The 12,425-nt window shown below is 52.5% G+C and carries 9 protein-coding genes; 5 read left to right on the forward strand and 4 right to left on the reverse strand.

The window, feature by feature from the left end:
- Positions 1–153: 153 nt before the first annotated feature.
- From LA756_RS01040 to csrA, 3 genes are all read left to right on the forward strand, one after another.
- Positions 154–2,886, forward strand: coding sequence for a c-type cytochrome (locus tag LA756_RS01040; RefSeq protein WP_224438029.1), 2,733 nt, complete (start codon positions 154–156; stop codon positions 2,884–2,886).
- Positions 2,887–2,934: 48 nt separating this feature from the next.
- On the forward strand, positions 2,935–4,404 hold the full coding sequence (locus LA756_RS01045; RefSeq protein WP_224438030.1) for a sorbosone dehydrogenase family protein: 1,470 nt from the start codon (positions 2,935–2,937) through the stop codon (positions 4,402–4,404).
- Between the two features lie 263 nt (positions 4,405–4,667).
- Positions 4,668–4,892: a carbon storage regulator CsrA gene (gene csrA, locus LA756_RS01050; RefSeq protein ID WP_224438031.1), complete on the forward strand. Its 225-nt coding sequence runs from the start codon at positions 4,668–4,670 to the stop codon at positions 4,890–4,892.
- An 18-nt stretch (positions 4,893–4,910) separates the two neighbouring features.
- Here csrA and LA756_RS01055 read toward each other — a convergent pair whose 3' ends face one another.
- From LA756_RS01055 to LA756_RS01065, 3 genes are all read right to left on the reverse strand, one after another.
- Positions 4,911–5,801 (reverse strand): cell division protein FtsQ/DivIB, encoded by an 891-nt coding sequence (locus LA756_RS01055; protein ID WP_224438032.1) that lies wholly within the window; start codon positions 5,799–5,801, stop codon positions 4,911–4,913.
- A 259-nt stretch (positions 5,802–6,060) separates the two neighbouring features.
- On the reverse strand, positions 6,061–6,939 hold the full coding sequence (murB, locus tag LA756_RS01060) for a UDP-N-acetylmuramate dehydrogenase (protein WP_224438033.1): 879 nt from the start codon (positions 6,937–6,939) through the stop codon (positions 6,061–6,063).
- 159 nt (positions 6,940–7,098) lie between these two features.
- Positions 7,099–7,881, reverse strand: coding sequence for a YkgJ family cysteine cluster protein (locus tag LA756_RS01065; protein ID WP_224438034.1), 783 nt, complete (start codon positions 7,879–7,881; stop codon positions 7,099–7,101).
- Positions 7,882–8,162: 281 nt separating this feature from the next.
- Between LA756_RS01065 and LA756_RS01070 the strand changes: the two genes are divergently transcribed.
- Positions 8,163–9,350: a CinA family nicotinamide mononucleotide deamidase-related protein gene (locus LA756_RS01070; protein WP_224438035.1), complete on the forward strand. Its 1,188-nt coding sequence runs from the start codon at positions 8,163–8,165 to the stop codon at positions 9,348–9,350.
- Between the two features lie 8 nt (positions 9,351–9,358).
- Here the strand turns inward: LA756_RS01070 and aat are convergent, their stop codons facing one another.
- Positions 9,359–10,048 (reverse strand): leucyl/phenylalanyl-tRNA--protein transferase, encoded by a 690-nt coding sequence (gene aat, locus LA756_RS01075; RefSeq protein WP_224438036.1) that lies wholly within the window; start codon positions 10,046–10,048, stop codon positions 9,359–9,361.
- A 446-nt stretch (positions 10,049–10,494) separates the two neighbouring features.
- Between aat and dnaG the strand changes: the two genes are divergently transcribed.
- The gene (dnaG, locus tag LA756_RS01080) at positions 10,495–12,351 is read left to right on the forward strand and encodes a DNA primase (RefSeq protein WP_224438037.1); all 1,857 of its coding nucleotides are present in this window, start codon (positions 10,495–10,497) and stop codon (positions 12,349–12,351) included.
- The last annotated feature ends 74 nt before the right edge of the window (positions 12,352–12,425 follow it).

Genomic DNA, 12,425 nt, shown 5'->3' on the forward strand with positions numbered 1-12,425 from the left:
AGACAAGGCCGTTAAGAATTTGCGAGCAATTAGTTGACACTCGGCGTCGGTAACGCTGAAATATCCCCATAACGATTTCTTCGCGGGCAATAACCAACTCACCCCTGCTCCGCGTTCGTTTCGCCTTCCTCCTTTTCACAATTGGCATTACGCATGATGAGTTTGCTACGTGGCACCAGCGTAGTTGCATGGATTTGCACAATCGTCGGTGTGTCTCCTTTATGGGCTCAGTCTGGACCGATTGTTCCAGGTTACGAGCGATTTCACCTTCAGTCGGCAGATGCAGCCGGTGGAGAGTTATTATGGAGCGAACTCAACTGCGTTGCATGTCATCAACAGTCGGATGCAGATCTTGGAAATCTCTCCGCCAAAGCAGCCCCTGATCTCTCTGCGGTTGGAAGTCGGGTTCGTCCTGAGTACCTGCGTGCCTATTTAAAAGACCCACATCAACTCAAACCTGGGGCGACGATGCCAGATGTGTTGGGGGATTTGCCTGCTCAGCAACGTGACGTCGCGATCGAAAACCTGACCCATTTCCTAGCTTCGTCAGGCAAGCTGAAGGAGGCCCGACGACGTGGACGTGAAATCAGTGCCGGCAAACGGCTTTATCACGAAATCGGTTGTGTTGCCTGTCATGGACCGAAGGAAGGAACTCCTGTCGAGCTTAGTTCCATTAAGCCGTTAGGCGACTTGGAAGCAAAATACTCGATTCCGTCACTCGCGGCGTTTCTACAAGATCCGCTGAAAGTACGCGCATCGGGCCGAATGCCCGCTCTGCGATTGACTACCGACCAGGCGACGAAGATTGCACAGTACTTACTTCAAGATTTAGATGTCGAAGTGCCAGCGAACTTGGAATACGCCTACTATGAAGGTAGTTTCAGCACGCTTCCAGATTTTAAAAAGTTGAAACCAAAAGAGGTCGGCGAAGCGATGTCGTTCGATCTTGGTCTGGCGAAACGTGCCGACAACTTCGCATTTGTTTTCGAGGGCTTACTCAATATTCCTCAAGAAGGCGAGTACACGTTTCATCTTGATTCTGACGACGGTAGTCGCCTGGTGATTGATGGCAAGCAGATCGTAATCAACGATGGGATTCATCCCAAGAGTCGTCGTTCTGGGAAGGTTCGTTTGAAGCCGGGCAATCATGAATTGCGTGTCGAATACTTTGAAGGGGGAGGTGAATCCGTACTGGATGTCTTGTTCGATGGCCCAAATGGTTTACGGAATGCTTTCGTTTCTGACTACGTTGTGATCGACGAGAAGGCATCCGAGAGCGATGAAGGAAGCGAACAGTTCAAAGTAAATCCCGACATGGCAAACCAAGGCCGTCTTCAATTCGTCTCCCTTGGGTGTGCCAATTGCCATCAGATGGGAGAAATACAATCCGGGCCCAATATCTTGCAGGGACCTGACCTTGCGACAATGAATACCGAGCGAGGTTGCTTGGCAGAAATGCCGAGCAGTGCACCAGATTTCCAGCTCACACCTCATCAACGAAAAAGCCTGGCTTCGGCAATTAATCGGCGCAAGAAGCCAGATGTTGCGGCTTGGGAGCCTGAGCAGCAGATTCAGCTTCACCTATCGACGTTCAACTGTTATGCGTGCCACGAGCGAGACATGATCGGCGGTATTTCCGGCGACCTAAACAGCTACTTCCATACCACTCAGGCCGAGATGGGTGACGAAGGGAGATTGCCTCCAACACTTAACGGCGTGGGAGCCAAACTCTCTAGGGGTTGGATGACCAAAGTGCTTAATGAAGGGGCAAAGGACCGTCCTTACATGAACACGGTGATGCCGAATTTCGGTGGAAACAACGTGGGTAAACTCGGTGAGTTGTTTGCTATGCAAGATACGTTGCCTGAACATCCACCGATTGAAATTGTTGAGACGGATGGACGGATCAAAGCACTTGGACGTCATATGGTCGGCGATAGGGTGTTCGGCTGTATCAAGTGTCATACATTCGCTGGCGAAAAAGCTTCTGGCGTGCAGGGAATCGATATGACGTTGATGACTCTAAGATTGAACCATGATTGGTTTTTAGCCTACGTCAAAGATCCCCCCAGGTTCCGCAAGGGAACGCGAATGCCAACCGCGTGGCCAAATGGTAAATCGGTCATGCGAAATATTCTCGATGGCGATGCCGATCAACAGATTGAATCGATCTGGATTTACTTGAACGATCAGGAAAGAGCTGCCAAGCCATTTGGTGTCGGAAACCAGCCGATCGAATTAATCGCTTGGCGAAAAGCGGTCATTTATCGCAACTTTATCCAAGGTGCCGGCAGCCGGGCGATTGGTGTTGGATTTCCCGAGAAGGCCAACATTGCGTTTGATGCCAGCGACATGAACTTGGCGATGATCTGGCAAGGCGCGTTTATCGATGCCTCGCGGCATTGGACCGGGCGCGGTCAAGGATTTCAGGGGCCATTGGGAGACAACATTGTGAAACTCCCGCCTGGGGCTCCGTTGGCAATTCTCCCAGAGCCTTCAGCCAAATGGCCGGACGAAAGTGGTAAAGAGGCCGGGTTCCAATTTCTCGGGTACCGTCTGGACGAATTGAACAATCCAACTTTCCGCTATCGATTTAAGGACTGGACTGTCTCTGATGCGATTGCAGCGGAAAAGATAGGTGAATTTCCCGCACTTGTTCGGAGCATCACGTTAGACGGATCTTCGGGGGACCAAGCGGTTTTCTTCCGGGCATTACAAGGCGGACGAATTCACGAGCTGAAAGATGGTTGGTTCCAAGTCGGTGAAGGAATTAAGGTCCAAGTCATCGGCGCAAAGGCCGTCTTACGCCAGGACCAATCTGAACTGCTCGTTGAGGTGCCTGGTGGTACTCAACCTAAGTCATTTCAGTTGAAGTATGTCTGGTAGCCTTTCTCTCGCTCGGTTTGAAACGCATTCCATCCAAGGCCAATGCCCATGTTACGATATTCATTACTCTCGTTGTTCGCCATCTTCTTAGGCGCTATGTCGATTTCGGCCCAGGAACAGCAGCAGGAGAAGTTCTATAAGATTACTCCGCTGCCGATCCCAGAGAACGTCGTCCTAGAGGTCGGCGCTCTAGAGATGATGCCCGATGGCAAACTGGCTGTTGCCACGAGACGGGGTGAGATCTATATGGTCTCCAATCCAAAGGCGAGTTCTCCTGAGACAGAAACTACGTTCAAGCGATATGCCCACGGACTACACGAAGTGCTGGGACTCGCTTACCGCGATGGCTGGCTGTATGTCACGCAGCGCTGCGATGTTTCGCGAATCCGCGATACCAATGGAGATGGCGAGGCCGACGAGTTCGAGATCGTATCCGATGGATGGGGAGTCTCCGGAGATTATCACGAGTACGCGTTTGGCTCGCGGTTCGATGAAGAGGGAAACATCTGGGTAACACTTTGTTTGACAGGTTCGTTTTCTAGCAAAGTGCCTTTCCGAGGCTGGTGCCTGCGAGTTAATGAAGATGGAACGACCGTTCCGACTACCAGTGGAATTCGCAGCCCCGGAGGAATGGGCGTCAATGCGGCGGGCGATATCTTTTACACCGACAATCAAGGACCTTGGAATGGCACGTGCGGTTTGAAACACCTTGTGCCGGGGCACTTTGTAGGGCATCCCGGTGGAAACGACTGGTACAAACTGGCACCAAACATGGGCGAACGCCCCCAAGAGCCTGAGAGTGAAAGCCGATTCCATCTCGAGGCGAAGAAGATTCCCGAATATATGCCGGCAGCAGTTCTGTTTCCGTACAACAAGATGGGCAAGTCAGCCAGCGGAATTGACTACGACCGCTCAGAAGGAAAGTTTGGGCCATTTGCCGGGCAGATGCTTGTTGGGGATCAATCGCATAGCACGATCATGCGGGTCGTCTTGGAAGAAGTGAATGGACGATACCAAGGAGCTTGCATCCCATTCCTGGAAGACATCGGTTCAGGAACATTACCGCTTTGGATGACGAAAGATGGAAATCTCTTTGTCGGTGGTACGAATCGTGGTTGGGGCTCACGCGGTAACAATCCGTTTTCGCTCGAGCGAATCCAATGGACGGGTGTAACGCCATTCGAACTGTTGGACGTTAAGGCGAATCCCGATGGCTTTACCGTTTCGTTCACCGAGCCAATTGATCCGAAGACCGCCAAAATGCCGGATGCGATTCAGGTGGAGGCCTATACCTATATTTACCAATCGAGCTATGGCAGCCCTGAAGTCGATCACTCGAAACCGACCATACAGAACGTCGAAGTTGCTAAGGACAATCGGTCCATCACGATCAAGCTTGAAGGCCTCAAAGAAGGACATGTGCACGAGATCCACTTCCCAGGGATTCGTGATGCGAACAACGTTCCTTTGTGGCACGACGTTTTGTACTACACACTGAATCAGATACCGCAGGACTAGATATTTGCGGATGATGATGTCAATAGGAGGGTCTGCAAAAAATACTTCTATTTTGCAGATTCTCGGGGGAGTATGTCATTTTCTAGGCAGACGTTTGAGCAATGGTTCCTATACTCACGTTTAGGCCAGCAAGGCTCAACACCTCTTCTTAAATCCCCCGCTACAAGATTGTACCGCTGCACACGAAAAGCACCGCAACAAGCGCTGTCGCTTTGTACGGTCGCGTAGCACCCTCGTAATCTCAGCAATGAGGCACGGACGCTATGTTAGTTCTCAGCCGTCGCGTCGGCGAAAAGATTGAAATCGGAGATGGCATCACGGTGACCGTACTGAAGGTCACCGGCAAATCGGTCCGGGTAGGAATCGAAGCGCCTAAGCATGTCACCATTCGACGTTCCGAAATTGAGTTGGATCAGCGGCTAGGTATTTCTCCGCTTCCTGCAACCGGCAGTTCAACGATCAACGCTTCTTCAGAAACGCCAGCCTGATTTCACTTTGGCTTGTCGCTACCGGTGAATTTGATTGACACCTGATACAGCTCGGCCAGCCGTTCGCAGGTCGAGCGATGGCTGTGCGTCATGGCTCGACAACGCTGATTCGGCTGCCTTTTGCAGCATCACTTGAACTTTATGGTTGGCCATCGTTTCCTGAGGCAGTTCCTTGCCCGGAGGGCTGCCCCAGATGATGCGAGTTTCGTCGCTAAGCTCTAGCTCGTAATGTTGCCCGCCATCTTGCTTCAGGATAATCCGGCTGAGCTTAAGCGTATTCCAATGTGGAAGCAATTCTGCGGCGATAAGAGCTGCTTCGCTGATGCGGGGGTCTTCCCACTTCATTCCAGCTTCTACTAGCGGTCGCTTTAAATCGATGTGTATTCTCGGATAGCGGTCGTTGGCTTGAATCCGCGAGAAATCGCCTGGCGGAAGAACTGTTCCTTCGATATCTACAGGGATCAAGCCTCGGCGTACTGCTCCTTCGTCCACAAACTCTACTTCGACCATCGCGACTGGTTGCCGGTATTCGACTTCCACTAACACTTTGGCAGGATATTGTTTGACGACTTTCTGCACATTTCGGATCCAGGCATGGGCAGAAATGGCGGTCGCCACTTTGTTGGTTAAGTCGCGATCGCGTAGATCAAGCTGTTCCGGAAGCTCAGCCTTCGCAATGGCATCGCCCAAAACGTCGGATTGAATCCAAGGCGGCGGCGACGTAATCAGTATTTCGCGAGGCGAGAGAAGAAACTCTTCGCGAGCGGCGAATTGATCGGCGTAATGATTCCACCCAGCAACCATCATCAGCACAAACGCTGCGATAATTACCGCGCACAGCAGAAGCTGGCGCCCGGCTGGTGAACCCAAGCCCAGCAAACCCGACGGGGTTTGAGTGCTGCGACTCAATGGAAGCATCCTTGTAAAAGTTGGCCAATCCTTGGCTGGTGGTGAACACCACGTATCCGCATCGAAGAGCATAATGCATCTTTGGTTTCCAATAAACGCGTCTCCACACGCTTTTATGGAAATAAAGACTTGCCCAATAAACGAGATCGGCTAGTCAAGCGAGGCAACTTAACTGTGGGTCGTCAAAAGTTGCCTAAGGTAGAAAGCCCGCCCAAAAATGACGTTGCGGGAAGCTGCCCATTAGGGGGTGATAGCGGGGCTACCAGGTCGTCAGCTGGCACTTGAGGTCCATCCCGGTGACTTCTTTCACACGGCTTTGAACTAATTCAGCCAAACGAATGACATCATTTGCCGTGGCGTCCTCGTTGGCGATGACAAAATTAGCGTGCTCTTCGCAGATTTCTGCTCCGCCAACTTTGGTCCCTTTTAGCCCTGACTGTTCGATCAGTGTGCTTGCTGACATTCCTGGCGGATCGAAGAACAAGTAGCCGACGCTATCTGATCCGCCTGGCTGGGAAGCTTTCTGCACGATCCAGAATTTCTGCATCCGTCGTGTCAGATCTTGCGAGTCGGCAGATTCCAGTTCGAAAACCGCACTAAGAATTACCAGCTCGTCCAAGCTGCTTTGGCGATAGGTGAACTGAAGGTCCTGCGCACTTCGCGTGAGGACTTCGCCGGAACGAGTCATGACTTTGGCCTCGACGACGCGTTGGCCAATGTCGACACCATTGGCGCCGGCGTTGCCATGCAGGGCCCCGCCGATAGTGCCTGGAATTCCGGCAAGTGCCTCGAGACCTGCCAGGCCATTACCGACGGCCGTGCTGACCGCATGGGAAAGTTTGGCACCGCCACCAGCGGTCATGCGATTTCCGTCGACTTCAATTCCACTAAAAGTTGGGTGATTCAACAGGATGACTAGCCCTGGAACGCCTTCGTCGTGAACGAGCAGATTCGATCCACCACCGAGGACACGCATCGGAATGTCATGTTCACGGCAGCGTTTGACGATGGCAGCTAGTTCGTCAACGGTCGTCGGTTCTGCAAAATACTCGGCACTTCCTCCGAGATTGAGCGAAGTATATTGAGCGAGAGACTCATCCGTACGAACGAAGTGTTCAAAGCCAGCAGTCAATTCCATAGGTCGATTGATCCCGATAAAGTTGCCCCGAAGGTGCTCCATTCGCGTCGAAGGGAAATAACCGACTCCCCTTGTTCCGACGTTGCGGCGACAATTCCCCTACGGTACCAGCGCCGATTTCCCTTTGGCAACCTGGGATAGGGTGGGAATCCCCAGTGATTAAGCTCGTTTTGCAGAACGTGGCTTAAGAAAGTGAGGTGGTCGAACCGGCATTTTCCTCGGTGGAGAATGAGCATCGGTGCAAATTGCGTCGGCAAATAGGTCTTCCGCCGCGAGAAATCGCTCTAGAGCGTTACGAATGGGCAAAACGGCCAGCACTGCCGAATTGAACTCGTAGAGGTTTCCATCTAATTGATTTTCTACTAAGACTCGTTGCAAACTTCCTGAGATCCCCCCAGTGGCCTGGATGGCATCGTTGTCGAGCGGGATAGTACCTGAAAAATCTCCCACGCGTGCGGTTTTCTCCGCTTCGTCACACTGACTTCGGCTGGTTGAAAACACCCCAGAGCAAATGACCGGGCGAACGGGATAAATCGAACAGTTCCCGCTTTCATCCAGCATCGAACACGCCAACGGCAGTTGCTTAGCAAGTCCACGCATCTGGGATGTTCGGCGCTCGGTGACACGTTGCAGTCGGTTCGTTATGGTCGAAAGTGTCTCGCTGTCGACACACATTTTCAAGTAATCGCTGACCGCAATTGCTTCGATTCCGGTGACATCAACTTGGGCCGACAAGCAGCAGCCTGAGCAGCCGGCGCGGCAGTGCCGTTCCGCTTTTTGCTGGGACCTATCGAGGAAATGACTTTGTAGATCGCGAAGATCGTCGATCCAGTCGAGGCTTTCGCCTCCGTTGGTAACCAGGCGATGAACGACTGACCGGGCTTCTGTCGATGCCTGGCGGAAAAACGATGAAATTGCGACCGATGAGGGCTTGGAGGCCATGTTCGTGTCGACCGTGAAAAATTTGGGGTGTGGACAAGGTTGAGGAACCACCCTGTGGGGAACTGAGCCCCCTCGTTCCCATCGGCTTTCCGCTTCGGCCGATATGCACCTCAGGTTGTCGACTTACGAAGAATGACGGTTGTCCGATTCGTGTCGTAAGGCCTAATCGTCTCGCGGAACCTTGGCAAACTATCGGGGTCGTGCCGAAACGAGAAGGTTTCGTTATTGTAAGAGTTGTGGATTGGCACCTTTGAGGGATTGCGAGAACGGACGGACTGAGAATGATCGCAGAGATTGTGGCTATCGGAGATGAACTGACCAGCGGTCAACGCCTGGATACCAATACCCAGTGGATTAGTCAGCAATTGGAAATGCTTGGCATTGAAGTGCTTTTCCATACCACGGTCGGCGATGATCTGGAAGCAAACATCCAAGTCATCAAAAACGCATTGGCACGAGCTAATCTCGTAATTTCAACCGGAGGACTCGGGCCAACCGATGACGACTTAACTCGTCAAGCGTTAGCGAACGCGACAAGTACTTCGCTGGAACTCCATGCGGAAAGCTTGGAGCATATCCAGCGCCGCTTTAGCATGCGTGGCCGCGAGATGCCACCGAAGAATCAAATTCAAGCGATGTTTCCCAGCGGCAGCCGAGTCATTCCGAACCCTAACGGAACAGCTCCTGGGATCGACTTGGATTATTCGGTAGGGTTGCATAAGTCGCGGTTTATTGCATTGCCTGGCGTGCCGGCAGAAATGAAAGAAATGTGGGCAGCGACGGTATCGCCCTCCTTATCGGGGCAGGGGACCGCTAAAAAGATAATCCGGCACCATGTCGTGAAATGCTTCGGCGTCGGCGAAAGTCACATGGAAGCGCTGTTGCCAGACCTAATCAAGCGTGGCCGCGAGCCACGGGTAGGTATCACTGTGCATCAGGCCACCATTTCACTAAGAATCACCGCTTCGTCTCCCTCGGCCGAGCAATGCGATTCTGCTATTCGAGATACCGTTCGGCAAATTCATGAGGCCGTCGGCGAGTTGGTCTTTGGCGAAGGCGACGAGGAATTGCAAGATGTCGTGATTCGAGATCTTCTTGCTCGTGGTGAAACGTTGGCCACTGTCGAGTCTTCCTCGTCCGGGCTACTAGGATTTTGGCTCGGTGCCGTCGACGATCATCGTCAGGCATTCCTTGGCGGAACAATCGAACGTCCGGAGGCGCTGACCACAAAAGAAAGCGTCGAGCGTGCCGCCGCCCAGGCCAGGGAAGTTGGGCAATCGACATACGGCTTAGCCCTCGGAACACTTTCGCGACCAGATTCGTCCGATCAATACTTTGTCGCCCTGGCCGCTGAAGATGGCGTTCAATCGTTGGGGAGCGGACTGGCTGGACACCCAGAAATCTGGGGGCCACGAATGGCAAAACAGGGACTTGATCTGCTTCGTAAGAAGTTGCGACAAGCTGCTTAGTGTTGCGACTATGGAATACCGAAGTACTTGATCTCGCTCAGTTCTTCACCAAATGTCACCGGTAAGTCGACGACCGCCTCCAGCAATGTGAGATAATCGCTTCGGGCGATTTCGATGGCGCCCATGCTGCCGGTATGTTCGGTCCATTGTTGGATATCGAACAGTTTGTAGCCTCGTTGATTGAGATGCGAGACCAACGCAGTCAGGGCGACTTTCGATGCGTCGCGAACTTTATGGAACATCGATTCGCCAGCAAACAGGCCACCAATCGCGATACCGTAGATCCCGCCGGCGAGTTCTCCCTCATGCCAGACTTCCACGCTATGAGCGTGTCCTTCTGCGTGCAGTTTGCAATACGCTTTCAGCATGGCAGACGTGATCCAAGTTCCATCCTTTTTATGCCGCGGCTTGGAACAGCCCAGCATCACGTCGCGAAACGCCGTGTCGCAGGTCACCTGAAATTTGCCGCTACGAATCGTTCGCTTTAAGCGTTTGCTTGCATAGAGGCCGTCCAGCGGCATAATCGCCCGGGGATCGAGCGAAAACCAGGTCATCGGCATCCAGTCCCCCCACATCGGCCAGGGAAAGATGCCATGTCGATAGGCGTCGAGTAACCACTCGGAAGTTAATCGGCCACCGACCATGACTAAGTCGTTCTCGTCGGCTTGCTCTGCAGGTGGAAAAAAACGGGAAACCAAATTTGAACTCTGTAGAGATTGACAATTGTGGGAAAAAAATTTTGGTGTGAACGATTTCGTTAGCTAGGGAAATGCTTGTGCCCCCAGCGGCCAAAAATCTTATGAGACTTCCGCTGAGATCTCGGAAAAATAAGGCGTTTTATGGCAACTTCGCGTATTCGGATTCACGAATTATGGCTTCCCAAAACGCCGAAATGACTACGCAAAAAGTTCTAAAATCGATATTGTAGAAGATATCCGCTAGCGTGAAACCAAAACGTTGTCGGTATTCGTCAATGCGAACTTGACCCAAAATCGGGAAATGGGATAAATTGCTTCCACGTGCTACGGAAGGCACGGCCCAGAATGTCAAACTCGGGCTGAGTGGTGATCGCAAGGAAGACGCAATCACGCTGACAATTCTCGGGCAAAGGGTTCCCGTAAAACCCTGGAAGGATGTCCAAAGGGTGGCTTTTCCCCCAGACAACGACGTTAAAGAACAGGTACGTGCCGCATCCGATATCGTGGATGTCTTGGGCGGGTATCTGAACCTACGAAGGCAAGGACGTGGCTACGTCGCTTTGTGCCCATGGCACGACGACAGCCGGCCAAGCTTTCAGGTTAATCCACAGCGCCAATCGTGGCGGTGCTGGGTTTGTGGTATCGGTGGCGACGTCTTCAGTTTTGTCATGCGTCGTGAGTCGATCGAATTCCGCGAAGCCCTCGAGCTTCTCGCCGATCGTGCGAATATTGCGTTACCATCGCAAGGCCCAGTCGCCCCCGCAGGTAGTCCGGACGACAAGAAGTACCAATACAACGCCCTCGCTTGGGTCGAGCGTTTGTTCCATGAACTGCTGCTCAACGATCCCATCGCTGATGAGGCGCGACGTTATCTGCACGATCGAGGAATCACGAAGGAAGCGATCCACCACTTCCACATTGGTTTTTCGCCCAACGATTGGCAGTGGCTCTGCAACAAGTCCAATCAAAGCGAATATACCCAGCCGGTTCTCGAAAAAGTTGGCGTGATCGGCCAGTCCCAAGGTGGTCGAATGTACGATCGCTTCAAGGGACGCGTGATCTTCCCGATTCGCGACGTACAGAGCCGTCCGATTGCGTTTGGTGGCCGAATTTTGCCAGCTTATGCGGATGAAAAAGCGGCCAAGTATGTCAATTCGCCCGAGACACGTTTGTTCTCGAAGAGCGACAATGTTTACGCTTTGGACTTGGCCCGCGACCACATCACCAACAGCAAGAAGGTGATTGTCGTCGAAGGTTACACCGATGTCATCGCGTTGCACGAAGCCGGCGTAAAAAACGCCGTAGCCGTGCTCGGAACCGCATTGGGGCCTCGTCACATTCAACTGCTTCGTCGTTACGCCGATACCGTTTACCTGGTCCTCGATGGCGACGATGCAGGGCAAAAGCGTACCAGCGAAGTGCTTGAGTTGTTCATTGCTCAGCAGGTTGACCTGCGAATTACCACGCTGCCCAGCAACCTCGATCCGTGTGATTTCGTCCAGCAAAATGGCGCCGATGCATTCCGCGAGCACTTAGCGAAGTCGCTCGACGCATTAGAACACAAAATCCGAATTGCCACCGCTGGAATCGATCTCGCTAACGATCTGCACAGTGCCAACGACGCATTGGAAGACGTTCTCAATACATTAGCGAAAGCCCCGAATCTGGCCGCCGAAACTTCGTCGGAAGTCCGGCTTCGGGAGCACCAGTTCCTCGCCCGGATCGCGCGGCAGTTTCAGGTCGCCGAATCGGAACTACGGACGCGGCTTTCGTCGCTACGCAAAGCGGCGAGTACGAAACAGCGAATGCCTTCCTACGATGAGGCACCTCCAGCTATTCAAAAGGTCTATCGAATCAGCGATCTCGACAACTGGGACAAAACGCTCCTGAAGATGATGCTGGCTCTTCCAGAAACTATCGAATGGTGTCTGGATGAGATCGGTCCTGATGAACTACGGAGTGAAGCCGGTAAAGTTGTTTATCGTGTTTTCAAGACTCGGAGCGACGCACATCAGGATTGTGCGTTTCCTGGGATCTTGGATTCGGTTGATGATGAGTCAATTCGTTTCCTGTTAATCGAACTTGATGATCTCGCGTCAGATCAAAAGTTTGGTGATCCCAGTGAAGAGTTAAAATTGATCATTGATGCCTACCGAAGCGATCATGAAGACCGCATGATCGGTAGCCAAGAATCATCAATGATGCAAAAACGGATTCCACAAGAGGACGAGCTCGACGTCCTCAAAGAAATTGTCGAGCAAAAGAGAAATCGCCAGGGTATTTCCTTTCCCACGGATGGGTAGAGGATACCGCTTGACGTCGCCCTCGACTGTATGACCCGCATTCAGTTGGCAGGCGAAAATGACCAAAGGAATTT

Origin of the sequence: Bremerella sp. TYQ1 (assembly GCF_020150455.1) — a bacterium.
In the GTDB taxonomy this organism is placed as follows: Bacteria; Planctomycetota; Planctomycetia; order Pirellulales; family Pirellulaceae; genus Bremerella; species Bremerella volcania_A.